This window comes from Sinorhizobium fredii NGR234 (genome assembly GCF_000018545.1).
Classification (GTDB): domain Bacteria; phylum Pseudomonadota; class Alphaproteobacteria; order Rhizobiales; family Rhizobiaceae; genus Sinorhizobium; species Sinorhizobium fredii_A.
This window is the reverse complement of record NC_012586.1, coordinates 1072884-1095585: the sequence shown is the minus strand read 5'-3', so window position 1 is coordinate 1095585 and position 22702 is coordinate 1072884. Positions and strand designations below refer to the sequence as shown.

Sequence of the window (22702 nt, the reverse complement as noted above, 5' to 3'; positions counted from 1 at the left end):
CTTCTTATGGTCCGTTGCACCGGGCCTCGAGGCGATCGATGAACGCTTTTTGAGCGGCGTTTATCTTTTCCCGCGCATCGTCGAGCGTGAACCATTCGGCGCGATCCACCTCCGGGAAGGATTGCATGCGCCCGCTCTTGGGGGGCCACTCCATCTCGAACAGGTTGCTGCGAATGCTGGCGATGTCGAACTCGCTTTCGCCCGCAAAGGCGGCGACCAGCTTGCCGCTTTTCAGGCGCTCCTCGCCAAGCGGTTCCAACGGTCCCGTTACCGCAATACCGGTCTCCTCGAAAAACTCGCGGCGCGCCGCCGCTTCCGGCTCCTCGCCGGCCTCGTATTCGCCTTTCGGGATCGACCAGGCCCCGAGGTCCCTGTTGCTCCAGAAGGGGCCGCCGGGATGAACGAGCAGGACGAGAAGCGCACCGGCTTCGTATTTGTAGAGCAGGATACCCGCGCTTTTCTTCGCCATGTCCGATCCTCCGATAGATAACGCCGACGGCAGTCTCGACCTCGGCGGGCAGGGCAGGATATCATCGAAGCGACCGGCTTCGGATGAATGTCCGTGGCACAGCAGATCATTTCAACCAGGCCAACATCCATGCGGGCGATGGTTCTCGAGGAAATCGGCAAACCGCTGGTGGCGGTCGAGCGGCCTCTGCCGGAACCGCTCCCCGGCCAGGTGCGGCTGAAGGTCGAGGCCTGCGCCGTATGCCGCACGGACCTGCACGTGGTCGATGGAGATTTGCCACGGCCGAAGCTGCCGCTCGTTCCCGGCCACGAGATCGTCGGCGTCGTCGAGGCGGTCGGCGCCGCGGTTGACCCGACAAGGATTGGTCGCCGTGTTGGCGTCCCGTGGCTCGGCCATACCTGTCGGACATGCTTCTATTGCCGCTCAGACAGGGAAAACCTCTGCGACAGTCCATTGTTCACGGGCTATACCCGCGACGGCGGCTTTGCCACCCATGTGGTTGCGGATGCCGACTATGCCTTCGATCTCGACGCTGCCGGCGACCCCGCGTCGCTCGCGCCACTGCTTTGCGCCGGCCTTATAGGCTGGCGATCGCTGAAGCGGGCCGGCGACGGCCTGAAGATCGGCATTTACGGGTTCGGCGCCGCCGCGCACATCATCACCCAGGTCTGCCTGTGGCAGGGGAGGACGGTCTACGCCTTCACGCGGTCCGCGGACACGGCGGCACAGCGCTTCGCCCTCGATCTCGGCGCGGCCTGGGCGGGTGCTTCGGACGAAGCGCCGCCGGAGCACCTGGATGCGGCGATCATCTTCGCCCCGGTTGGAGACCTCGTGCCGATTGCACTGAAGGCGGTGTGCAAGGGCGGGCGTGTCGTCTGCGGCGGCATTCATATGACCGACCTTCCTGCCATGCCCTATGCGGCGCTCTGGGGCGAGCGCGAGCTCCTGTCAGTTGCTAACCTGACGCGCCAGGACGCCCGCGAGTTCCTCGCGATCGCCGCCGGGGCGGGCGTGCAAACCCGAACCACCGTCTATCCGCTCGACAAGGCAAATGCCGCCCTCGATGACCTGCGCGCCGGCCGCTTGAAGGGCGCCGCGGTGCTCGTGCCGTAAGCGAGCGACGCACGGTGGTTCAGCCCCTATCTTCCGCCACGGCGGCACGCCCCGTCATCTCGTCGACGCCGATGCAGTAAAACACGTGCGGCGACGCGCCGAGCGTCTGCTGGAGTCCCGGCTTCAAACCACCAGGCTCCCACCAGTTGACATGTTCCTGAAGAAGAGACCAGGCGTGCAGGCGCTCGTTATGCCATTGCGCCGTCTCCGGAAGCTCCTGATACTGCCCGTAGAGGAGCACGCTCTTCCACTGTTGCGCGCTTGAAAACGCATCGAGCTGCACGCAGACACGCGGATTGGCCCGCATCCACTCGATCTTCCGGCCCGGCATCGAGAAGCTATAGAGGCACCGTCCGGCATAGGCGTAGTGGATCGGAACGACGTAGGGCCGGTCGTCCTTCGAGCACGCGAGCCGGGCGAGCCGCCCGGACTTGACGACGGCGATGCACTCCTCTTCGGTCATTTCCCTGATGAACATGATGTAAGTCCCTTCATCAAGCGATCTAAATGCTCTAGTCTGGCGCCCGAGTGCCGGACTGGCCTTGACCGAGGTCAAGACCTGAGGTGTGCTGCGGCGAAGGTCGTTGCGATTGCGATTGATACGGATCAATGATCGCACGGACTGGCCACCTTAGCTTGGCACTCAAAAGGCACCGCCAATCCGCCCGCGTAGAGGGCGCCCACCATTTTCCGAACGACGCGATCAGTCGTCACGCATGATTTCGGTTTGCGATGATACAGCGAGATGCTGCAGAAAAGGAGGTTCTGCGATGTCGAAGAAAATATCCGACACACTTGCACCCGCAACGTGGCCTCGATGGCCCGTGGGGCCTGAAGGTCGATCGCTGATGCTGTCGGCGGCGCGCTTCCAGGCGGACATGCTGCAAACGGCCTTGCGCGGCCAGATCGAGGCGCTCACCTTCATGCAGAGCCGGAGCGAGCAGCACCTGCAACTCTGGGAGGACCTGCTCGCGTCTGACTATGCGCGCGACGGCTTCGATCTCTATTGCAGCTTCTGGCGCAACGCCTTCCAGGACTATTCCGACGAGGCGGAGCGGTTCACGCAGATGGGCGCACAGCTTGCCACCCAGGCGGCAAAGCGCGTCAGCGAAGAACAGGAGGAACTGACCGAGAAACTGGCGCGGCAGATGGTCATGTGACGCCGCGGCGGTCCTGCCGCCGGTCGCGCCTCGCTGCTGTCATTCCGAAGAGCGTCCGGTCTTGGCCGCGAGCATTTCGGCGATCTCCATCGGGAAGGGAAAGATGATCGTCGAGTTCTTCTCGCCGGCGATGACGTTGAGCGTGCTCAGGTAGCGCAGCTGCATGGCTTGCGGCTGGCGGGCGAGGATTTGCGCCGCCTCGAGCAGTTTTGCGGCTGCCTGTTGCTCGCCCTCGGCGTTGATCACCTTGGCGCGCCGCTCGCGTTCGGCTTCCGCCTGGCGGGCGATCGCCCGGATCATCGATTCATTGATGTCGACATGCTTGATCTCGACGGTCGCGACCTTGATGCCCCAGGCATCGGTCTGCACGTCGAGGATCTTCTGGATGTCGTCGTTCAACCTGTCGCGTTCCGCCAGCATCTCGTCGAGGTCATGCTTGCCGAGCACCGATCGCAGCGTCGTCTGGGCAAGCTGGCTCGTCGCCGCCATGAAGTCCTCGACCTGTATCGTCGATTTCTCCGCATCGATCACCCGGAAATAAATGACCGCGCTGACGCGGACCGAGACGTTGTCATGCGAGATGACGTCCTGGCTCGGCACATCGAGGACGCGCGTCCTGAGATCGACGCGCACCATCTGTTGCACATAGGGAAGAAGCAGGATGAGACCCGGTCCCTTGACGCCGGTGAAGCGGCCGAGGGTGAAGATGACGCCGCGCTCGTATTCCCGAAGGATCCGGATCGCATAGGCGATGACGATCAGCAGGAAAAACAGTGCCGCGGCGAGCGGAACGAGACTTCCAACAAAGGGCATCAACTCCTCCACTTCTAGCTTCGTTTTGCCCGGCGCTCGACCTCGAGCGTCAAGCCGTCCCGACCGATCACCATCACGTCCTCGCCGGGGCCGAGCGGCTCGCCGCTCACCGCTCTCCAGCGCTCCCCGTGCGCGATGACGTAACCTCCGGCCCCTGTCCAGGTATCAACCTTGCCGAGAATACCGATCATCTGCTCGGCGCCCGTGGCGACCTTGTGCCGGCGGGACACGAAGGCGAGGCGGGCGACAATGAGGCTGAAGGCGAAGCTTGCGATCGCCACGCCGGCGAGAACCGGCCAGGACACCTGCAGCCCGGGCACGTCGGTATCGAACAGGATGGCCGCACCGAGCACGATCGCAACGCCGCCGCCGAGCCCGAGGACGCCGAAGGACGGCGCGTGCGCCTCTCCCACCAGCAGCGCCACGCCGAGAATGATCAGACCGATGCCGGCATAACTTACCGGCAGGACCGCCAGCGCATAGAGACCGAGCAGCAGGCAGATGCCGCCGATCGTACCCGGCACGACGGTGCCGGGCGTCAGGAACTCGAAGATCAACCCATAAATGCCGACGACCATCAGCAGCAGCGCGACATTCGGATCGGTGATCACCGAGAGGAGCCGCGTGCGCCAGTCGGGCAGGAGGTCTTCAGCGGCAAGTCCCGTCGTATCGAGCCGGCTGTCGGTCTGACCGATGCGAACCGTGCGGCCATGAGCCTGCTTGAGGAGGTCCTCGATTGAGACGGCGGTGAAGTCGACAACCTTCTCTCGTACCGCCGCCGGCGAAGAAAGGCTTGCGGCCTCGCGCACCGCCTTCTCGGCCCAATCGGCATTGCGATTGCGCAACTCGGCAAGGCCGCGGATATAGGCCACCGCATCGTTGATCAGCTTTGCCTCGCCGGCACTCGACGGCGGCTTGGGAACGTCGGGCTTTCCTTGGTCGGCGGGCTTCTCCTTTTCACTTTCATCGTCACCGCCGAACAGCCCTCCCCCGATGGCGATCGGTGTCGCGGCGCCCAGATTGGTCCCCGGCGCCATTGCCGCCACATGGCTGGCGTAAAGGATGTACGTCCCGGCGCTCGCCGCCCTCGCCCCGCTCGGCGCGACGAAACTGGCCACCGGCACGGAGGAATCGAGGATGGCGCGGATGATGTCGCGCATCGACGTGTCGAGACCGCCGGGGGTATCCATCTGCAGCACCACCAGCGCGACGCCGCGATCCTCGGCCCGCTGCAGTCCCCGGATCACATACTCCGCCGTCGCTGGGCTGATCGCACCGTTGACATGCAGGACCAAGGCAACCCGCTCGGCCGCGGACACAGACGAAATTGGCAACGCGAAAGCCGACAGCAGGAACAGCACCAGCGTGAGGATTCGGGACATTCTCCGTCAAAGCCTCTGGTTTCGCTACCGGGCGAAGCGGGAAGATGGATCCACGCAGGGCTCTTTCTGTCCGCTCTCTACCTTTCGTCGAAATTCACGCCTCCTAATATAGGTTAGAATGGGGAAAAGCGTAAGAGATATAGCCCCGGTACTCTGCCGCAGAAGTTGCATCTGCATTTGCTCGGGGAGGCATTCCGCAATTCGGACAAGCCTCGATCGAGCGACCTGTATGCGGCCCCCGCGGCGCATTTGACAGCGTCGGCACGTGGAAGCCAACATCGTATGCCTGGCGCGGATTGACAGCCGTCACGTGGCAATGGTAATGATGAGTAATCGTTAACCCAAGGGACCTCTCGTGACCATTTCGCTGAGCGACATAGCCGAACGCGCCGGCGTTTCGGTCAAGACCGTGTCCGGGGCGTTGCACGGCGGTTCGGCGCGCATGTCGGACGAGACGCGGCAGCGGATCAAGGAAATTGCCGAGGAGCTCGGCTATGTCACCAACCTCGCCGCGCGCAGCATGCGACAGGGCTGGATGCCGCTGATCGGCGTCGTCGCCGACGAGTTGATAACCTCGCCCTTCGCGACCGAGATCATCCGCGGCCTCGACGGCGCCGCCCGGGCCTCGGATATGGCCGTCTTCGCGATGACGCTGTCCGGCCGCCGTGACGTTGCCTCGGTGGTCGAGGAAGTCCGCCGCTTCCGCCCGCGGGCGATCGCCTATGCGGCGATGTATCACAAGACCGTCTCGCTGCCCGAGGAATTTGCCGGCACCGTCGGCGTGATGATCAATTGTCGCGAGGCGAATGAACGCGTCACTTCGCTGGTGCCCGACGAAATCGGCGCCGCACACGAGATTACCAGCTACCTGATCGACGCCGGGCGTCGCAGCATCGCTTTCATCAACCTGCCCGGCCTGCTTGCCGGCGAGCTGCGCGCTGCCGGTTTTCGCCAGGCGATGAGCGAGGCCGGGCTCAATGGATCCGGAGAAAGAGTCCTGCCGGCAGTGCGCCGGGCGATCTACAGCGACAGGGCGCCGAGCCTTGTCCTTTCGCATGTCACGGAACTGATGAGCGGACCCAGCCGCCCCGATGCGATCCTGTGCGGCAACGACCGTGTCGCGATGGAGGTCTATGGGGCGCTGCGCCGGATCGGCGCGCAGATCCCGGACGATGTCGCGGTCGCGAGTTTCGACAACCAGCTCGATATCGCCTCGCGCCTCGATCCGCCTTTGACAACCATGGCCCTGCCGCATCGCGCCATGGGCCGGATGGCGGCCGACATTCTGCTTTCGAGCGATGCGGTGCCCGGGGAGGTGCGAAAGTTGCCGTTCCAATTGGTGGAACGGTCTTCCGTCTGAATTCAACAGCTGCGCAAACCCGTTGAGGAGGAGTATGACAATGATGGGTAAACGTTTACTTCAAGCACTCGTAGCGTCCGCGGCCTTGGGCGTCGTCATGGCCCATGCCGAGGCGAGGACGGTCATCCAGGTGATGCATCAGGGCGACCCTGGCTGGGTCACGACCTATGGCGACGTCGCCAAGCGTTTCGAGGCGGCCAATCCTGACGTCGATGTCGAACTGATCTATGCACCGCACGACGCCTATAACGAAAAGTTCAGCGCCGCCGTCATGTCCAAGCAGTTGCCGGACGTCATGGAACTCGATGCGCCGTTCCTCGCGAACTATGTCTGGTCGGGCTACCTGCAGCCGATCAAGCCTCTGATCGACAAGGACATCCTCGACGACATGACGGAGTCCAACATCGCCCAAGGCACCTATCCGATCGACAAGGACCTCTACGCCGTCGGCCTCACCGATTCCTCCGTCGTCCTCTACGGCAACAGGAAATATCTGGAAGCGATCGGCGCCCGCATTCCGAAGGGCGTGGACGACGCCTGGACGCGGGAGGAATTCGAAGGCTACCTCGGGAAGCTCTCGAAGCTCGAAGGCGTCAAGTGGCCGATCGACACCTTCCGCGGCTATGGCATCAAGACCGAATGGATCACCTACGCCTACGGCCCGATCCTGCAATCGGCGGGCTGCGACCTGATCGACCGCAAGACCTGGAAATCCGTCGGGACGCTCGACAGCGACCCTTGCGTCGAGGCGCTGACGATGATGCAGACTTGGGTGAAGAACGGTTGGGTCGTGCCGCAATCCTCCGGCACCAACCAGTTCTTTGCCGAGGGGCATCCGGCCGCCCTCGCCTTCGGCGGCCACTGGATCTATGCGGAAGCCGCCGCCACGATGAAGGATGACATCGTGGTGATGCCGCTGCCGAAATTCGGACCGAAGGGCGCAAGCCCGAACGGCACCTGGATCTGGGGCATCACGACCGCCTCGGAACATCCGGACATTGCCGGAAAGTTCGTAAGCTTCATGCTGAAGGACAAGCAGTATCGCGATTATGCGCGAGAGGATTCCGCCTATCCCGGGCTGAAGAGCTTCGCTGCGGATTCGCCGCTGTACAGTGCCGGCGGTCCGATGGCCGTCGCCTTCGAGCAAGCTTCGAAGACCGCGATTGCCCGGCCGCCGCATCCGGCCTATCCGGCGATCACCTCGGCCTTCATGGGCGCGGTCGACGAGATCTTCAACGGCGGCGATGTCAAGGCGGCGCTGACCGCCGCGGCCGAGAAGATCGACGAGGACATCGAGGAAAACGACGGCTACCCGCCCTTCGACGAACAGCAGTAACGCTAGAGCGGGATGTGATCTAGCGGGCGACCGCGCCCTATCGCGCGGTTGCCCACTGGTTGCGGCGACCAATTTACGCAGTTGATGGAGGAGGAGATCATGACCTTGCAGCAACCGGCGCTGCCGGCAACGGCGGTGGCGCGCCCCGCCCGGCGCAGGGACAGGGGCCGCCTGTTCCAGGAGATCGGCATGCTGGCGCCGGCGGTGGTGCTACTGACGATTTTCCTGGTCGTACCCTTTCTTCTGTCCTTCTGGACGGCGATGACCAACCAGCCGCTGGTGCCGCGCCCAACGCCGGTCCGCTTCATCGGCCTCACCAACTTCCTGCGCATCTTGAAGGACGACCTCTTCTGGACCTCGCTCTGGAATGTCTCGCGCTTCACCTTCTGGGTCATCCCCGTGCAATGCGGTCTCGCCTTCGCGACCGCGCTGCTGCTTCACCAGAAGCTGCCGTTCCGCAATGTCTTCCGGGGGATGTTCTTCCTTCCCGCCATCACCTCGATGGTCGTCGTCTGCGTTATCTGGGGAACCCTCTTCCAATATCCGACCGGGCCGCTCAATCAGATACTCGGCTTCCTTTCCGCCGGCCGCATCCAGCCGATCGACTGGCTCGGTGACCCCAACTGGGCGATGTTCTCGATCGTGCTCCTATCCGCCTGGCAGGCCTACGGCTTCCAGATGATCGTCTACCTTGCCGGCCTGCAGGGCATTCCGGACGAGCTCTACGATGCGGCCCGGATCGACGGCGCCAATGCCTTCCAGCGCTTCTGGCATGTGACTATGCCGGGCTTGCGGCCGACGCACGTCTTCGTGCTGGTCATCACGACGATCCAGGCCTTCAAACTCTATACCCAGGTCGCAGTCCTCACCCAGGGCGGACCGAAAAGCAGTACCGAAACCGTGGTGCACTACATGGTGCGCACCGGCTTCGAAGAGCAGAAGCTCGGGCTCGCCTCGGCCGTCTCGGTCATTCTGTTCCTCATCGTTCTCGTCATCGCGCTCCTGCAGCGCCAGCTTCTGAGGCGTTTCGATGTCTGATCTCGTCCTTTCCGCAACACAGATGGAAGTGAAGCGTGAGCGCTCCGCGATCGGTTCGCTGCGCCTCGTGCAGACCGCCTGCATCCTCGTCATCGCCCTCGTCATCATCTCACCGCTCTTCATGCTGCTCGTCGCCAGTCTGAAGGACGATCGCTTCCAGATCCTCGCCGACATGGGCAGCTTTCGCGCCTTCTGGGTGTCGAACCCGACGCTCTCGAACTTCGCGGAGGTCGGCAATCTTTCGGGCGAACTCGCCTATGGCCGCTATCTCCTGAATTCGCTGATCATCCTGGCCGCGACCGTCGGCGCCGGCCTCATCGTCAATTCCATGGCCGGCTTCGTGCTCGCCTGGGGATCGCTGCGCGGCCGCGCCTTGATCCTGTCGCTGGTGATCGCACTCTACGTCATCCCGCAGGAGAGCATCATCATGCCGCTCGTCATCATGGTATCGCGCGCCGGCATGACCGACACATTCGCCGTACAGATCATCCCCTGGGTCGCCAGCCCGCTCTACATCTTCCTGTTCTACCAGTTCTTCGCACAGCTCCCGAAGGAGCTCTTCGAAGCGGCCGAGATGGACGGCGCCTCGGTGTTCCGCATCTACCGCTCGATCTTCCTCCCGCTCAGCCTGCCAGCGCTCGCCACGGTGTCGATCCTCATGGGGATCGAGGCCTGGAACCAGTATCTCTGGCCGATCCTGGTGACGCAGACCGACTACGCGCGGCCGATCGCCGTCGCCATCGCCACCTTCTTCGGTCAGGACAGCATCTATTGGGATCGCGCCATGGCGGCCTCGGTGCTGATGATGCTCCCGATCCTCGCCCTCTACCTCGCCTTCCAACGCTGGTTCGTAAGTTCCTTCGTTGGCTCCGCCGTGAAAGGTTGATCAATGACAAGCCATGCAAACCCCTCCTCGCTTCTCGGCAGCAGCGACAGGACGCTGAGCGCCGCTCTTCCCGCCGGCGCGACAATCCATGCCTGGCTGAAGGCGGCGCGGGCGGGGACGCCGGCCGAGCTGCGTGCCAGCCAGGCAGGGCGCGAAATCGGCCGGCTCACCGCCGACAATTCGGAGGAATTCGAGCTCCAGACCCTGGTGCTCGAGGCCGGCGGAGAAACGGCCCTCGCCTACGATGCCGCGACGACGGCCGTCTCGGTTGTTTATGCCTTCTCGAATGACGAGGTGCTGGAAAAGGGCATTCAGGTGCTCCATGGCGGCGAAGAGAATGCCGCGCCAGCCGTCCCCGGCAGCTATCATTTCCGTCCGCCCTTCGGCTGGATGAACGATCCGAACGGCTTCGGCCGCTTTGCCGACAAGGTCCACCTCTTCTACCAGCACTATCCGCACAGCCTGCGCTGGAACACCATGCATTGGGGCCACGCGGTCTCCGACGACTATCTGCACTGGAGACACCTGCCGGTCTTCCTGTTCCCTTCGGCGGAGCTTTCGGCGCGCGACGACGGCCGCGGCGGGGCCTTTTCCGGTTCGGCCATACCGCTTGCCGGAGAGGAACCGGGCATCCGCATCTTCTTCACCGAGCAGGTCAAGGATCGCCTGCCGGACGAGCAGATCCAGTTGACAGCTGTGACCCGCGACCAGATCACCGCCGGCCCTGCCGAGATCATTCTTCCCGAGCGCCCGGCCGGCCTCGACCTGACGATGGATTTTCGCGATCCCTATGTACTGAAGGGCCCGGACGGACGCTGGAAGATGCTTCTCGGCAGCCGCGATCACGCCGGCGGCGTCATCCTGCTCTACGAGACGGCCGATCCGGATGCCGCAGGCGGCTGGAGCTTCGTCGGCATCCTGCACCGCGAGAACCGTTTCGGCATGACGGCCGCCGAATGCCCCTGCATCGTGCCGCTCGACGGGTCGGTGGATGACCCGCAGACCCGCTGGGCGCTGATCTTCGGTCTCCTGACCAGCCGCGACCCGACGACCGGCCGCCGCAATATCACCATCGCGACAGTCGGTCGCTTCGATGGCCGGGGCTTCGTCAAGGAATTCGAACAGGAACTCGATTTCGGGACCGATGCCTACGCCTTCCAGGCCTTCGTCGACCAGTCCGAGCCGGTCGGCATCGCCTGGCTTGCCAACTGGACGGAAATCTCCAAGAAGATCGACTTTCCGACGGCCATGACGCTGCCGCGCCGCGTCCTTTTCAAGGAGGGCGCGCTGCTGACGCCGCCGGTCGAGGCCACCGAAAGCCTGCGCCAGCAGCTTCTCGACGAGAGCCGGCTCACGACTGGCGAAAAGGTCGAGCTCGGCAACGGCGCCGTCGAGATCATCATCGATCTTGCGGCAGCCGGCGCGACCTTCGATCTCGAATTCGACCACCCGGACGTCGAACTCGGCCTCCGTCTCGACCCGGAAGGGTTGAGCATCCTCTACGACGTGCCGGACGGCAAATGGCTGCCCCGCTACATCGCTGCCGGCGCACGCCCCTCGACGCTCCGCGTATTCCTGGACAAGGGCTCGATCGAGGTCTTTGCCGACAACGGCCGCTGGACGGGGACAAAGCGACTGCCCGGCTTCGAGGGCGTTCGCTCGGCGCGCCTCAACGCGCCGGCAGGCAACATTGCGAGCGCCAAAATCTGGCAGCTCAAGCTCTGAACGACGAGAAAGGGAGGAATGCATGGCATCCGTCACGATCGAACAGGTCCGCAAGCAGTATGGCGCCGTCCCGGTGATCCACGGCGTCTCCATGGACATCGAGGACGGCGAGTTCGTCACGCTCGTCGGGCCGTCCGGCTGCGGCAAGTCAACCCTGTTGCGCATGCTCGCCGGGCTTGAGGACATCAGCGGTGGCGAGATCCGCATCGGCGGCCGTCTCGTCAACGACGTCGCGCCGAAGGAACGGGACATTGCCATGGTGTTCCAGAGCTACGCGCTCTATCCGCATATGACGGTTGCCGAGAACATGGGCTTCGCACTGAAACTCAAGGGCGAAGGCAAGGCGGCGATCGAAAAGCGCGTGCGCGAGGCGGCCGACATCCTGGCGCTCGGGCCGCTGCTCGACCGCCTGCCGAAGCAGCTTTCCGGCGGCCAGCGGCAGCGCGTCGCCATGGGGCGGGCGATCGTTCGCCACCCGCAGGTCTTTCTGTTCGACGAGCCGCTGTCGAACCTCGACGCCAAGCTGCGCGTCACCATGCGGGCCGAGATCAAGGACCTGCATCAGCGCCTGAAGACGACGACCGTCTATGTCACCCACGACCAGATCGAGGCGATGACCATGGCGGACCGGATCGTCGTCATGCGCGGCGGCAATGTCGAGCAGATCGGCAAGCCGCTCGAGCTCTACGACCGGCCGGCAAACACCTTCGTCGCGACCTTCATCGGTTCGCCGGCAATGAACCTGTTCGAAGGTTCGATCGCCGACGGGGGATTCGTCACGCGTGACGGCGTCTTTCTGCCGATGCCGGGCGGCTATCAGGGGGCGCCGGCCGCGACCTACGGCATCCGCCCGGAACATCTCGCCATCACCCAGAGCGGCGTGCCGGCGACCGTGGTCGTCGTCGAGCCGACCGGCTCCGAAACGCATGTGCTCGTGAAGCTCGGACCGGCGGATGCCAACCTCGTCTTGCGGGACCGCGTCGATCTTGAACCCGGCCAACCGGTGCATGTCGCCCCGGATCTCGCGAAACTGCACCTGTTTTCCGTGCAGGGGACTCGCGTCAACTGACGCGTTTCCTTGAAGCGCGAAAGTCGTGCCGCCAGATCACCGAACTGGAATGGAATCGTCGACGATGATCACCGGCCGGCCGAGCGAACAGGCCTCGACGCGGGCTTCGACCCGATAGACGGATTTCAGCATGTCGGCGGTGATCACCGTCTCCGTCGGGCCGCTTGCCGCCACCGAGCCGCCACTGATGACGATCGTGTCGTCGCAATAGCGAAGCGCGTGGTTCAAGTCGTGCAGCGCAATGAGCACCGCCATGCCGGACTGGGCCGACAAGCGCTTCATGAAGCCGAGCACTTCGATCTGGCGAAACAGGTCGAGCGCCGATGTCGGTTCGTCCATCAACAGAACCTCGGGCTTGCGCACCAGCGCCTGGGCGATCGATACGAGCTGCCGCTGGCCGCCGGACAATTCACCGAGGCCGCGAAACGCCAGGTCGTCGATCCTCAAGGCCGCCAGCACCCGGTCGATTTCGGCAAGCTCGTCGTCCTTCACCTTCCAGCCGGAACCTTGCTTGGCCGAGAGGAGGACGGATTCGTAGACCGTCAGCACCGCGTTGGCGCCGGTGTCCTGCGGCATGTAGCAGATCGTCTGCGGACCTTTTTCCGTATCGGTGAGATGGACGAGACCCGGGCCAGCTGCGAGACCGGCGATGCGCTTGAAGAGCGTCGACTTGCCCGCCGCGTTCGGGCCGATGACGGCGGTCAGGCGCCCGCCTCGGAGCTCTCCCGTTGTAATGCCCGTCAGCACCGTTCGCCGCCCGTAGGTGGCGCCGACCTTGTCGAGCTGCAGCGCTACCATGCCCGCCTCCTGTTGGTGAAGATCAAGACGAAGAAGAAGGGAACGCCGACGAGTGCGGTGATGATGCCGATCGGCAGCACCGCGCCCGGAATGATCATCTTGCTGACGACCGACGTCGTCGAAAGCAGAAGCGCGCCGCAGAGCACCGAAGCCGGCAGGAAGAAACGCTGGTCTTCGCCGACCAGCATGCGGGCGATGTGCGGGCCGACGAGACCCACGAAGCCGACCGTACCGACGAAGGAGACCGGGATCGCCGCCAGCAGGCTGACCGTCAGCATCGTCTCGAGTCTGAGCCGCCGGACATTGATGCCGAAGCTCGCCGCCTTGTCGTCGCCGAGCCGCAGTGCCGTCAGCGCCCAGGCATGACGGGCAAAGAGCGGCACGGCAAAAACCAGCACGGCCGCGGTGATCCAGACCTTCGGCCAGGTTGCCTTGGTGAGGCTGCCCATCGTCCAGAACACGACGGCCGCGAGCGCCTGTTCCGAGGCAAGATATTCGAGCAGCGCGAGCGCCGCGTTGAAGGTGAAGACAAGGGCGATGCCGAGCAGCACGATCGTCTCGACCGTGACGCCGCGCATGGTGGAAGCAAAATGGATGAAGAGCGCCGCCAGCATCGCCATCAGGAAGGCGTTGAGCGGTACCATGTACTGAACGGCGACGGGAAAGACCGCGACGCCGGCGACGAGACCGAGAGCGGCGCCGAAGCCGGCCGCCGCCGAAATCCCGAGCGTGAACGGGCTCGCCAGCGGATTGGCGAGGATCGTCTGCATCTGCGCGCCGGCGACCGACAGCGAAGCGCCGACCGTCACCGCCATCAGCGCGATCGGCATGCGGATGTCCCAGATCACCACGCGCAGCTGGTCGCTCACCGTCTCGGAGCTGAACAGTGCCGTCAGGACGTCCGCAAGCGGATAGTTGGCCGGGCCGAGAGCCATGTCGATCGCAACCGAGACAAACAGAGCGGCGATAAGGGCCAAAAGCATCAGCAGCCGGCGCGCAACGAGGGCGCGGTAACGACCGCCCCCTTCGACACGGGAGATTTCATCGGCGATGGCTACCATCATTCACCCCCGTCAGAAAGCGAGACGAAATAGCCGGGCCGGTAGGCGATCGGCAGGAACTTCTCGTGGAACTCGCGGAAGGTCCGGTCCGGATCGATATCGGCGAAAAGCTCCGGATGGAACCATTTGGCGAATTGCTGGATCGGCACGAATTCATAGGGTGCGCCGTAGAACTGGTGCCAGACGGCATGCACCCTGCCCGCCTTGACCGCGTCGAGCATCGCAAAGGCCGGCCTCTGCATCAGCCCCTTCAGCCGCTCCCGCGCGGCGGCCGGATCGGCGCCACGGCCGACCGCGACGAACTGGTTGACGTCGGACTCGGCCGACCAGTTGCTGCCGGTGACGATCACATGGTCCGGATTGGCGACGACGAGCTGCTCGGGATTGAGGTCGCCGAAAGTCGCGGTGATCACGTCGGCGCCGATATTGTGGCCGCCGGCCTTCTCCACCATCTCGCCGAAATTCGCCGGCCCGAAAGTCCGGCAGCAGGCGGTCTCGCCGGTGATGCCCGGCGAGCGCTCGATAAACACCTTTGGTCGCGCAATCGCGCCGGCTTTGGCGAGGCGATCGGTGACGACGGCGATCTGATCGCGACGCCAGGCAATGAATTCCTTTGCCCGCGCATCCGCCCCGAAAATCTGGCCGAGGATCTCGACGGATCTCTCGCTGTTCTTGGCCGGATCGACGCGGAAGTCGAGATAGACGACGGCGATGCCGGCCGCAGCCGCCTTCTCGATAAAGCCCGACTCCTCGACGGCATCTCGCGCTTCGAGGTTCAGCGTCAGCACGTCCGGCTTCAACGCGATCGCCGCCTCAAGGCTGAAGTCGCCGCTGGGGATATAGCCGAAGCGCGGCAGCTTCTCGATCGCCGGAAAGCGCTCGCGATAGCCGTCGTAGGAATCCGGATCCTTCATGATCAGATCGTCACGCCAGCCGACGATCGTGTCGAAGACGTGCTCGCCCTTGAGCGCCGCTGCAACATGGATCTGGCGCGCCTCGCCGAGCAGGATTCGCTTGGCCGGCAGCTCGATCTCGACTTTGCGGCCGGTAACATCGGTGATTTCCGACGCAACGGCCGGCGCCGCGGCAATGACCGCGGCGACAACTGCCAGGACCACATCCTTCAGCATCCGCATGACAACCCTCGCTAAACGCGTTCGGAGGGCTTTCGCTCTCCGATCCGGACTTTTACTCGCCGACATTCAGCGACACGAAGTAGCCGCTCTTGTAGGGAAGCGGCAGGAAACGCTCGTGCAATTCCTTGAACGTCGCCCCCGGGTCGAGGTCCTTGAAGAGGTCCGGATGCAGCCACTTGGCGATCTGCTGGATGGCGACGAACTGGTAGGGGTTGTTGTAGAACTGGTGCCAGATCGCGTGGACATTGCCTTCCTTGACCGCCTTCACATCGGTGAAGGCCGGGCGCTTCGTCAGGTTCTCGAGCTTGCGGAACGCCTCCTTCTCATCGGCGCCATAACCGACGCCGACCCAGTTGCCGCCCGGCACGTAGCCTTCCCAGTTGCCGCCGGTGATGATGATCTGGTCCGGGTTCGAAGCGATGATCTGTTCCGGATTGACGGTGCCGAAGGTGCCGGGGATGATGTCTTTCGCCATGTTGATACCGCCGGCGAACTCGACCATCTTGCCGAAATTCTCGTCGCCGAAGGACATGCAGCAATCATCGGAATAGCCGCCGGCGCGCTCGACGAAGACGAGCGGTTTCTTCGGATTGGCCTTGGCCAGCACGTCCGTCACCTTGGCGATGCTGTCGGCGCGGAACTTGATGAACTCCTCGGCCTTTTCTTCCTCGCCGAACAGCTTGCCGATCAGGCGCATGCTCGGTTCGGTGTTTTCCATCGGCTTTTCGCGGAAATCGACATAGACGAGCGGAATGCCGACCTTCTCGAGCTTCTCGATATAGCCCGCCTCTTCCGTCGCGGTCTTCGCATCGACGTTCATCAGCATGACGTCGGGCTTCAGCGCCACCGCCTGTTCGATGTCGAAGGTGCCGTCCTTCACGCCACCGAAGGCCGGCAGCTTGGCAATGTCAGGGTACTTGGCGAGATAGGCAGCATAGGTCTCCGGGTCGGCCTTCGCCAGGTCGTCGCGCCACCCGACGACGCGCTTGAAGGGCTCGGCCTTGTCGAGCGCGCCGACGAAATAGATCTGCCGTCCTTCGCCGAGGATAACATGCTGGACCGGCACATTGACCTCGACCTCGCGGCCGGTGATGTCCTTCACCTTGATCGTGTCGGCGAGTGCGGCGCTCGAAAAAAGCACGCAAAGGCCCGCGGCGGCCGCGGCCACCCTGTTGAAAACCTTCATCGATCCCTGCTCCGTTGGAAAACGCTGCCTTCTAATATTTCATGACTTTACCAGTCAACATATATCTTTTAGAACCCTTCCAAACAGAAGGACTCGGCAGAAATGAGTAACGTGGCGGCGGGGCAAAACTACGATCTTCGCGATGAAATCAAGGCTTATTGGTCGGAGCGTGCCGCCACCTTCGATCTTTCTCCGGGTCACGAGATCTTCTCCGAAGAAGAGCGATCCGCCTGGCACCGGCTTTTCCTGCGCCATCTTGGCCGCGGCGACGGACGCGCCGCACTCGACCTCGCGAGCGGCACGGGCGTCATCTCGCACCTGCTCGACGACCTCGGCTTCAAGGTCACCGGCCTCGACTGGGCCGAACCGATGCTCGAGCGGGCGCGGCAGAAGGCAAAGAGCCGCAAACGCGCCATATCCTTCCGCATCGGCGATGCGGAAAGCACCATGGAGCCGGACGACCGCTACGACGTCATCGTCAACAGGCATCTGGTCTGGACGCTGGTCGATCCGGCCGCAGCCTTTGCCGAGTGGCTGCGCGTCTTGAAGCCCGGCGGCACGCTTCTGATCGTCGACGGCGATTTCGTCAATACCGGTGCGCTGGAACGGCTGTTCTCGAAATTCAGCGCCTGGGGACAGAGCGCAGGGATTTTCAAGCCGGACGCACCCATGCACTCGCGCGAGATGATGGAAACCCATCGCAACATCCTCTCCCGCGTCCATTTCGCCAACGGGGCACGCGCCGAGGCCGTTGTCGAGCTTCTTGAGGCCGCCGGCTTCACGGATATTGTCGTCGACACCGATCTCGGCGAAATCCACCGGATGCAAGCGAAGAACTGGAACTTCTTCAAGGGGCTCGCGCGGCGCAACCAGCACCGCTACGCAATCCGCGCAAGCAAGCGCACGGCCTGAGGCCAGCCGCGCCCGCTACCACTAGATGTATTTCGATTCCACGCCGGGAGAGCTTCGGGGCCACAAAGCTGCCGCGCAATGGTCAGCAAATTGCCCCGACATCGCCCAACCGAGCACTTCTGAGGGCGACATGGTCGGTCGCCGCTCCGTCGCATTCGACACGGAGCGGTTGAACGAGGCGGTATTGCTGCCGATCACGTCATGCACGTCCAAGAGGGCACGTCCAAGAGGAATGAATATGATCACTCGTTACACCCCCGCTGCATCGCTGACCGCTGCAGTCTTCAGCTTGATGGCTTTCAGCCCGGCATCGGCGCTGGAACTCGCACAGGCACAGGAAACACAGCCGACGCAGCAGGCACCGGCTCAGCCGGGCGCCAAGAGTGCCCCGATCAGCGAAGAGAAGATCGAGGCATTCGCCATCGCCTACCTCCAGGTCGACAAGGTCCGGCAGGAATATTCCGCCAAGATCGGCGCGACACAGGATGCAGCGGCAAAGGAGAAGCTGCAGACGGAAGCCAGCCAGCAGATGGTCAAGGCCGTGGAGGCTTCGCCAAACATATCGGTCGAGGAATACACGACCATTTTGACGACCGCACAGAACGATCCGGCGCTGGCCAAGAAGGTCGAGGAAAAGCTTCAGAGCACCGCACCTCCGCAGCAGGCCCCAGCACAGCAGTGAGGCGCGCGCCGCACCGCAATGCTTTTCGGCGTTCCGGCACTACGTCGGAGCGCCGAAGCGGCCGGCTATTTTCCGGTCGCACCGTATGGCGCTGCAACAGGCTTCGACTCCGGCGACCCTCGGAAACGCAGGAAAATGGAAAGCAGCACCAGCAGCAAGGTGGACAGGAACTCCGATTGCCAGTTCTGAAAACACTCGAACCAGAACTCGGCATCCGCCAGCCGCGTCCATAGATCGATAGGCGGCTCGCCATGGCGCATCGCCTCGATGTTTCCGGCCGCGGCACTGGCGCGCAAATGGAAGACAAAGCTGAGCACGAACAGTCCGGCAAGAACGATGCCCAGCGAATAGGAATAGAGCGTCCTGATCATCTGCCCTTGCCGCACGGCCCAAGGGGCCTTCGGATCGGTCTTCTTCATGCGGGGATCCTCGTCCACATCGGTGGAGGAAACATCCGGATCCTTGGATTCTGCCGAACCGCGCTGGTAGAGAAACGCCGTGAGGCAGACATAAGCCGCCATCTGCAGGAACTCGCTTTCCCAGTTCTCGAAAAGAGCAGAAAGAAAGTGGCCGGTGGCGAGATAACTGGCGACGGTGACAGTCGGCTCACCGTGCATGATCGCCTCTTGGTTGAAGGCATTGGCCCCGGCGAAGATCATGCCTGCGATGGTCGCCGCGGTGAAGATGGTCAGTGTGATGCTCAGGCCATTGTCACGGAAAAACGTCATTCATTTCCTCCGCCCTTACGCTTCGATACGTCCTGCCATCCATCACGCGACCAGCCAGAAAAAGGTTCCCGCCACCAGAATGAAAAGGCCGATCGCAAAGAGCAGGCGAAGCATCCCGGCATTCGTGGTATTGCCGAGCAGATTGTTCCAGGCATCCCCTCCGGTGCCTTCGTTGCTGTCGTGATGTTCCTGGATTGAAGTTTCCTCGGCCACCTTTCTGTCGCCGGGCTCCGGCGTCAACGGACTCGGGCCGCCGCTTAAGTCCCGTGGCGACGGCTGTGGCGGATCAACCGACATTCCGGCACGCAAGTCCTGCCCGCCGCCGCCGACATCGGAAGCGTCAGCTATATGGTTCTCGCCGGAGGCGTCCTCTGGACCGACCGGTCGGCTCGCTCCCGTCCTTGGCGACTGCGGGCCAACGCGACGTGCCGGCCAGGACACATCTGCCGATGAGGTCCGATGCGGGCGCCGCTCGGCGGGGCCAGCCGTCCTGGGTTCTCCATTATTCTGCTTCTGCGGCATGCTGCCTCCCCATCGGCGCCCCCTAAGGGCGCCGATCTCCAAGAGAGTGTTAGTGCCTCCCGGCCTGATTGTGCTCGCCGCCGGGCATTGTCACACCCTTCAGGCCGGTGCCCGCTGCCGCGGGCTGTTCGCGAGCGGCATCCGCCAGCGACACGATGCCGACGAGGCGCTTGTCGCGATTGACGACGGGCAGGCGACGCACCTGGATATCGCCCATGTTGCGCGCCACGTCGTCCACGTCCTCATCCTCGAAGCAGTATTTGACGTCAGTCGTCATCACGTCTCGCACTTTCGCCTGCGGATCGAGCCCGTCCGCCACGCCACGGACGACGATGTCGCGGTCCGTAACCATGCCGACCAACCGGTCATGATCCTCGACCGGCAAGAAGCCGATGTCGTTTTCCGCCATCTGCCGCGCCACATCTCGGATGGTGTCGTTGGGGGTAACCAGATGAACGTCTCTGGTCATGATCTCCGATACATGCATTGTCCTGCTCCTTTTCTTGGAAGGCGTTGCCTGCTGCGGCCGCGCCGTTCACGGCTATCCCGAAGCAGGTATGTAGGAAGCCGGGATCTCAGTGCGCTCGCGCTCCGTTCCTGGCAGATCTTCCGCGGGGCGCGGGTGGCTTCGGGGTCGACACGGCATTGGTCGCTCCCTCGGTTTCGAGGTTCTCGCCTCCGTCGGGACTCGATGCACCCTGTCCCTGCATTTCCCGCGCAGCCTGTTCCCAGTGGCGCAGCTCCTGGCCGTCCGGACGGCCTTCCTGCTCCCAGATCGCGTAGGCCCTGCGCCTGATGAGTTCTTCCCTGTGGTTTTCCATGTCCCTTACCTCGCTGTTGGAAAGCCTTTCGGCAAAATTCAAACGGCAGGCCCGCCCATTTGTTCCATGAGTCAAATGCTATTCTGACTTCAGCCGTCTGGGCTGCCGCCATACTGGGGCGGCTCCGGATTCTCGTCGGGATTCGGTGTCGGAGCCTCGTCCGGCAGGCGATCGGGTTCAGGCTCGCCGATCGGCGGTTCCGGATCCCAGGGCGGCGGTTGTGGCGGGATTGGTTCCGGCTGACGCGGATCTTGCATTGCTGCCTCCATTCCTCGGAAAACATGGGATGATCCCATGCCTCCTTCGGACAATCCCGCTCGCTCTCGAATGTTCCGACCGGGCGTGCAAAGCGGGGCCGGTGCTGACTCTTACCCGCCGCTGTCGTGAGGGACGAAAGCGGCGACGCTCTGCGCCCGGATCGTTTCCCGCTCCCTGGCACGCTGCGCGACGAAGGCATCGTCCTCGGCCGTATTCAGCGCCCATTGCCAGATTTCCGAGCCGTGCACGGAGGGCAGCGCAACGTCGCAGTCGCCGCCCGCATTGAAGACGAGGAACATCTCCTCCGCCGGTGCCTCGGCCGGCGAGAGGTGGCAGAGATAGACGCCGAGGATGCGCAATTCGCCGTCGCCCCATGCGGCCTCGTCCATGCGGCTGCCGTCGGGCTTGTACCAGGCGACCTCGATGCGTCCATGCTCGTCGGTGGCGCCTTCCAGAAAATTCTCCTGGCGCAGCACCGGATGCTCCCGGCGGAAAGCGATGATCTTCCGGCAGAAGGCGAGGAAGGTGTCGTCCAGCCGGCTCCAATCGATCCAGCCGATCTCGTTGTCCTGGCAGTAGGCGTTGTTGTTTCCGCCCTGGCTGTTGCCGAGCTCGTCGCCGCCGAGGACCATCGGAACGCCCTGGCTCACCATCAGGGTGGCAAGCATAGCAAAGCGGCGCCGTCGGCGCGCCTCATCGATCCTGTGGTCATCGGTCGGCCCCTCGGCGCCCATATTGTCGGAGTGGTTGTCCGAATGGCCGTCGCGGTTGTCCTCGCCATTGGCCTCGTTGTGCTTCTCCGCGTAGGAAACGGCATCCATCAGCGTGAAGCCGTCATGCGCGCTCAACAGGTTGACGGAGGTAGTGGCGGCGCGGCCCGAATGATTGAACTGGACCGGTGAGCCGGCGAGCCGTTCGGCCAGCACCGGCACAACGCCGCCGTCTCCCTTCCAGAAGCGGCGGACATCGTCGCGGAAGCGATCGTTCCACTCGCGGAAGGGCGGCGGAAAGCCGCCGAGCTGGTAGCCGCCCTCGCCGATGTCCCAGGGTTCGGCAATGAGCTTGACGCCGGCCAGAATCGGATCCTGCCTGATCGCGTCGAAGAAGCCGCCCTCGCGGTCAAACTCCATGTATTCGCGCCCGAGGGCACTTGCCAGATCGAAGCGGAAACCGTCGATGTGCATGACGCCGACCCAGTAGCGGAGGCTGTCGAGAACCATGCGCAGCACCATCGGATGCGCAACGTTCAGCGTATTTCCGGTGCCGGTCATGTCATAAGTATGCCGGGGCTGTTCCGGCGATTGCCGGTAATAGCTGAGATTGTCCAGACCCCGGAAACTGAGCGTCGGGCCGTACTCCGAACCTTCGGCGGTATGGTTGTAGACGACGTCCATGAGAACCTCGATGCCAGCGGCATGGAAGCGCTTCACCATCGTCTTGAACTCGGTAATCCGGGTACCCTTCATGTAGCGCGCATGCGGTGCGAAGTAGCCGAGCGGCTGGTAGCCCCAATAGTTCCTGAGGTTGCGTTCGGTGAGATACCGATCGTCGAGGAAATATTGCACCGGCAGAAGTTCGACAGCGGAGACGCCGAGCTTCACCAGATGATCGATGATCGGGTCGCTTGCCATGCCGAGGAAGGTGCCGCGCAATTCGTTCGGCACGGCCGGATGCGTCATGGTCATGCCGCGAATATGAGTCTCGTAGATGATCGTCTCGGTCCAGGGACGGCGGATCGCCTCTTCGCCGTCCCAGTCGAAGTTCGGATCCTGAACGACGCCCTTCACCATGATCGGGGCGCTGTCGCGCTCGTCGAACGAAAGATCGCCTTCCGGGCTACCGATCGTGTAGCCGAACAGCGCGTCGTCCCAGACGAATTCCCCGGCCACCTGCTTGGCATAGGGATCGAGGAGCAGCTTGTTCGGGTTAAAACGATGCCCGTTGTTCGGGTCATAGGGCCCGTAGGCGCGATAACCGTAGAGTGTGCCCGGGCCCAGCCCTTCGATATAACCGGACCAGATGTCGCCTTCACGCTTCGGCAGCGGCAGGCGGGCCGCTTCCCTGCTGCCGTCCTCGGAAAAGAGACAAAGCTCGATCTTTTCGGCATGTGCGGAGAAGACCGCGAAATGGGTACCTTGGCCGGTATACTCGGCGCCAAGCTCCGGCTTCAGGAAATCGAGTTCGGAGAAAGCCACATTCATTCGTGTCGTCGTGCCCCCCTGCAGCGTCCTGGAAGTGAGGGGGCAA

At 63.4% G+C, this 22702-nt stretch carries 24 protein-coding genes; 10 read left to right on the top strand and 14 right to left on the bottom strand.

From position 1 onward, the window contains the following. Positions 1–4 precede the first annotated feature (4 nt). Positions 5–469: an NUDIX domain-containing protein gene (locus tag NGR_RS05400; RefSeq protein WP_015887233.1), complete on the bottom strand. Its 465-nt coding sequence runs from the start codon at positions 467–469 to the stop codon at positions 5–7. A 129-nt stretch (positions 470–598) separates the two neighbouring features. Between NGR_RS05400 and NGR_RS05395 the strand changes: the two genes are divergently transcribed. Then, positions 599–1582: a zinc-dependent alcohol dehydrogenase family protein gene (locus tag NGR_RS05395; RefSeq protein ID WP_164923894.1), complete on the top strand. Its 984-nt coding sequence runs from the start codon at positions 599–601 to the stop codon at positions 1580–1582. Positions 1583–1601: 19 nt separating this feature from the next. On the opposite strand, the gene NGR_RS05390 is transcribed toward NGR_RS05395, so the two are convergent. After that, positions 1602–2060, bottom strand: a complete 459-nt coding sequence (locus tag NGR_RS05390) for a pyridoxamine 5'-phosphate oxidase family protein (protein WP_164923893.1) — start codon at positions 2058–2060, stop codon at positions 1602–1604. 292 nt (positions 2061–2352) lie between these two features. On the opposite strand from NGR_RS05390, the gene NGR_RS05385 reads away from it, so the two are divergent. Further along, positions 2353–2742 carry a hypothetical protein gene (locus NGR_RS05385; protein ID WP_015887230.1) on the top strand — a complete coding sequence of 130 codons (390 nt, stop codon included), beginning with the start codon at positions 2353–2355 and terminating at the stop codon, positions 2740–2742. A gap of 39 nt (positions 2743–2781) precedes the next feature. On the opposite strand, the gene NGR_RS05380 is transcribed toward NGR_RS05385, so the two are convergent. Next, positions 2782–3555, bottom strand: coding sequence for a slipin family protein (locus NGR_RS05380; RefSeq protein ID WP_015887229.1), 774 nt, complete (start codon positions 3553–3555; stop codon positions 2782–2784). 14 nt (positions 3556–3569) lie between these two features. Further along, positions 3570–4937, bottom strand: coding sequence for an NfeD family protein (locus tag NGR_RS05375; protein ID WP_015887228.1), 1368 nt, complete (start codon positions 4935–4937; stop codon positions 3570–3572). Positions 4938–5292: 355 nt separating this feature from the next. Here NGR_RS05375 and NGR_RS05370 point away from each other — a divergent pair, with 355 nt between their 5' ends. The 6 genes from NGR_RS05370 (at position 5293) to NGR_RS05345 (ending at position 12351) form a co-directional block, all read left to right on the top strand. Continuing rightward, the gene (locus NGR_RS05370) at positions 5293–6297 is read left to right on the top strand and encodes a LacI family DNA-binding transcriptional regulator (protein WP_015887227.1); all 1005 of its coding nucleotides are present in this window, start codon (positions 5293–5295) and stop codon (positions 6295–6297) included. Between the two features lie 43 nt (positions 6298–6340). Next, positions 6341–7633 (top strand): ABC transporter substrate-binding protein, encoded by a 1293-nt coding sequence (locus tag NGR_RS05365; RefSeq protein WP_164923892.1) that lies wholly within the window; start codon positions 6341–6343, stop codon positions 7631–7633. A gap of 99 nt (positions 7634–7732) precedes the next feature. After that, positions 7733–8671 carry a carbohydrate ABC transporter permease gene (locus tag NGR_RS05360; RefSeq protein WP_015887225.1) on the top strand — a complete coding sequence of 313 codons (939 nt, stop codon included), beginning with the start codon at positions 7733–7735 and terminating at the stop codon, positions 8669–8671. Next, a complete protein-coding gene (locus NGR_RS05355; RefSeq protein ID WP_015887224.1) occupies positions 8664–9557 on the top strand; it encodes a carbohydrate ABC transporter permease in 894 nt (297 codons plus the stop codon). The genes NGR_RS05360 and NGR_RS05355 overlap by 8 nt, the downstream gene beginning before the upstream one ends. 3 nt (positions 9558–9560) lie before the next feature. Next, positions 9561–11282: a GH32 C-terminal domain-containing protein gene (locus tag NGR_RS05350; RefSeq protein ID WP_015887223.1), complete on the top strand. Its 1722-nt coding sequence runs from the start codon at positions 9561–9563 to the stop codon at positions 11280–11282. A gap of 22 nt (positions 11283–11304) precedes the next feature. After that, entirely contained in the window at positions 11305–12351 is a 1047-nt protein-coding gene (locus NGR_RS05345; protein WP_015887222.1) for an ABC transporter ATP-binding protein, read from the top strand. Between the two features lie 36 nt (positions 12352–12387). On the opposite strand, the gene NGR_RS05340 is transcribed toward NGR_RS05345, so the two are convergent. Genes NGR_RS05340 through NGR_RS05325 form a run of 4 tightly spaced genes read right to left on the bottom strand, consistent with a single transcriptional unit; the run spans position 12388 to position 16532 of the window. Next, positions 12388–13149, bottom strand: a complete 762-nt coding sequence (locus tag NGR_RS05340; RefSeq protein ID WP_015887221.1) for an ABC transporter ATP-binding protein — start codon at positions 13147–13149, stop codon at positions 12388–12390. After that, positions 13143–14213 (bottom strand): FecCD family ABC transporter permease, encoded by a 1071-nt coding sequence (locus NGR_RS05335; RefSeq protein WP_015887220.1) that lies wholly within the window; start codon positions 14211–14213, stop codon positions 13143–13145. Before NGR_RS05335 ends, NGR_RS05340 begins: the two co-directional genes overlap by 7 nt. Then, the gene (locus NGR_RS05330) at positions 14210–15346 is read right to left on the bottom strand and encodes an ABC transporter substrate-binding protein (RefSeq protein WP_015887219.1); all 1137 of its coding nucleotides are present in this window, start codon (positions 15344–15346) and stop codon (positions 14210–14212) included. The genes NGR_RS05335 and NGR_RS05330 overlap by 4 nt, the downstream gene beginning before the upstream one ends. A 52-nt stretch (positions 15347–15398) precedes the next feature. Next, positions 15399–16532 carry an ABC transporter substrate-binding protein gene (locus NGR_RS05325; RefSeq protein WP_015887218.1) on the bottom strand — a complete coding sequence of 378 codons (1134 nt, stop codon included), beginning with the start codon at positions 16530–16532 and terminating at the stop codon, positions 15399–15401. Positions 16533–16634: 102 nt separating this feature from the next. Between NGR_RS05325 and NGR_RS05320 the strand changes: the two genes are divergently transcribed. Both NGR_RS05320 and NGR_RS05315 read left to right on the top strand, forming a co-directional pair. Then, positions 16635–17444, top strand: coding sequence for a class I SAM-dependent methyltransferase (locus NGR_RS05320; protein WP_015887217.1), 810 nt, complete (start codon positions 16635–16637; stop codon positions 17442–17444). A gap of 238 nt (positions 17445–17682) precedes the next feature. After that, positions 17683–18126 (top strand): DUF4168 domain-containing protein, encoded by a 444-nt coding sequence (locus NGR_RS05315; RefSeq protein ID WP_164924080.1) that lies wholly within the window; start codon positions 17683–17685, stop codon positions 18124–18126. Between the two features lie 65 nt (positions 18127–18191). Here NGR_RS05315 and NGR_RS05310 read toward each other — a convergent pair whose 3' ends face one another. From NGR_RS05310 to glgX, 6 genes are all read right to left on the bottom strand, one after another. After that, the gene (locus tag NGR_RS05310) at positions 18192–18854 is read right to left on the bottom strand and encodes a DUF6766 family protein (RefSeq protein WP_015887215.1); all 663 of its coding nucleotides are present in this window, start codon (positions 18852–18854) and stop codon (positions 18192–18194) included. Positions 18855–18896: 42 nt separating this feature from the next. Continuing rightward, positions 18897–19151 (bottom strand): hypothetical protein, encoded by a 255-nt coding sequence (locus NGR_RS32995; RefSeq protein WP_240545121.1) that lies wholly within the window; start codon positions 19149–19151, stop codon positions 18897–18899. Positions 19152–19425: 274 nt separating this feature from the next. Continuing rightward, positions 19426–19863 carry a CBS domain-containing protein gene (locus NGR_RS05300; RefSeq protein WP_015887213.1) on the bottom strand — a complete coding sequence of 146 codons (438 nt, stop codon included), beginning with the start codon at positions 19861–19863 and terminating at the stop codon, positions 19426–19428. Between the two features lie 88 nt (positions 19864–19951). Further along, positions 19952–20197, bottom strand: a complete 246-nt coding sequence (locus NGR_RS05295) for a DUF2934 domain-containing protein (RefSeq protein WP_015887212.1) — start codon at positions 20195–20197, stop codon at positions 19952–19954. An 89-nt stretch (positions 20198–20286) separates the two neighbouring features. Then, entirely contained in the window at positions 20287–20454 is a 168-nt protein-coding gene (locus NGR_RS32245; RefSeq protein ID WP_165447121.1) for a hypothetical protein, read from the bottom strand. 111 nt (positions 20455–20565) lie between these two features. Next, positions 20566–22656, bottom strand: a complete 2091-nt coding sequence (gene glgX, locus NGR_RS05290) for a glycogen debranching protein GlgX (protein ID WP_164923891.1) — start codon at positions 22654–22656, stop codon at positions 20566–20568. Positions 22657–22702: the final 46 nt, after the last annotated feature.

Excerpts from the sequence above, each read along its gene's own strand:
- NGR_RS05330 (WP_015887219.1), bottom strand. The coding sequence starts at position 15,346 with ATGCGGATGCTGAAGGATGTGGTCCTGGCAGTTGTCGCCGCGGTCATT.
- NGR_RS05390 (WP_164923893.1), bottom strand. The coding sequence starts at position 2,060 with ATGTTCATCAGGGAAATGACCGAAGAGGAGTGCATCGCCGTCGTCAAG.
- NGR_RS05385 (WP_015887230.1), top strand. The coding sequence starts at position 2,353 with ATGTCGAAGAAAATATCCGACACACTTGCACCCGCAACGTGGCCTCGA.
- NGR_RS05360 (WP_015887225.1), top strand. The coding sequence starts at position 7,733 with ATGACCTTGCAGCAACCGGCGCTGCCGGCAACGGCGGTGGCGCGCCCC.
- NGR_RS05365 (WP_164923892.1), top strand. The coding sequence starts at position 6,341 with ATGGGTAAACGTTTACTTCAAGCACTCGTAGCGTCCGCGGCCTTGGGC.
- NGR_RS05310 (WP_015887215.1), bottom strand. The coding sequence starts at position 18,854 with ATGACGTTTTTCCGTGACAATGGCCTGAGCATCACACTGACCATCTTC.
- NGR_RS05340 (WP_015887221.1), bottom strand. The coding sequence starts at position 13,149 with ATGGTAGCGCTGCAGCTCGACAAGGTCGGCGCCACCTACGGGCGGCGA.
- NGR_RS05395 (WP_164923894.1), top strand. The coding sequence starts at position 599 with ATGCGGGCGATGGTTCTCGAGGAAATCGGCAAACCGCTGGTGGCGGTC.
- NGR_RS05320 (WP_015887217.1), top strand. The coding sequence starts at position 16,635 with ATGAGTAACGTGGCGGCGGGGCAAAACTACGATCTTCGCGATGAAATC.
- NGR_RS05335 (WP_015887220.1), bottom strand. The coding sequence starts at position 14,213 with ATGATGGTAGCCATCGCCGATGAAATCTCCCGTGTCGAAGGGGGCGGT.
- NGR_RS05400 (WP_015887233.1), bottom strand. The coding sequence starts at position 469 with ATGGCGAAGAAAAGCGCGGGTATCCTGCTCTACAAATACGAAGCCGGT.
- NGR_RS05350 (WP_015887223.1), top strand. The coding sequence starts at position 9,561 with ATGACAAGCCATGCAAACCCCTCCTCGCTTCTCGGCAGCAGCGACAGG.
- NGR_RS05315 (WP_164924080.1), top strand. The coding sequence starts at position 17,683 with ATGATCACTCGTTACACCCCCGCTGCATCGCTGACCGCTGCAGTCTTC.
- glgX (WP_164923891.1), bottom strand. The coding sequence starts at position 22,656 with ATGAATGTGGCTTTCTCCGAACTCGATTTCCTGAAGCCGGAGCTTGGC.
- NGR_RS05345 (WP_015887222.1), top strand. The coding sequence starts at position 11,305 with ATGGCATCCGTCACGATCGAACAGGTCCGCAAGCAGTATGGCGCCGTC.
- NGR_RS05355 (WP_015887224.1), top strand. The coding sequence starts at position 8,664 with ATGTCTGATCTCGTCCTTTCCGCAACACAGATGGAAGTGAAGCGTGAG.
- NGR_RS05295 (WP_015887212.1), bottom strand. The coding sequence starts at position 20,197 with ATGGAAAACCACAGGGAAGAACTCATCAGGCGCAGGGCCTACGCGATC.
- NGR_RS32995 (WP_240545121.1), bottom strand. The coding sequence starts at position 19,151 with ATGTCGGTTGATCCGCCACAGCCGTCGCCACGGGACTTAAGCGGCGGC.
- NGR_RS32245 (WP_165447121.1), bottom strand. The coding sequence starts at position 20,454 with ATGCAAGATCCGCGTCAGCCGGAACCAATCCCGCCACAACCGCCGCCC.
- NGR_RS05300 (WP_015887213.1), bottom strand. The coding sequence starts at position 19,863 with ATGCATGTATCGGAGATCATGACCAGAGACGTTCATCTGGTTACCCCC.
- NGR_RS05380 (WP_015887229.1), bottom strand. The coding sequence starts at position 3,555 with ATGCCCTTTGTTGGAAGTCTCGTTCCGCTCGCCGCGGCACTGTTTTTC.
- NGR_RS05375 (WP_015887228.1), bottom strand. The coding sequence starts at position 4,937 with ATGTCCCGAATCCTCACGCTGGTGCTGTTCCTGCTGTCGGCTTTCGCG.
- NGR_RS05325 (WP_015887218.1), bottom strand. The coding sequence starts at position 16,532 with ATGAAGGTTTTCAACAGGGTGGCCGCGGCCGCCGCGGGCCTTTGCGTG.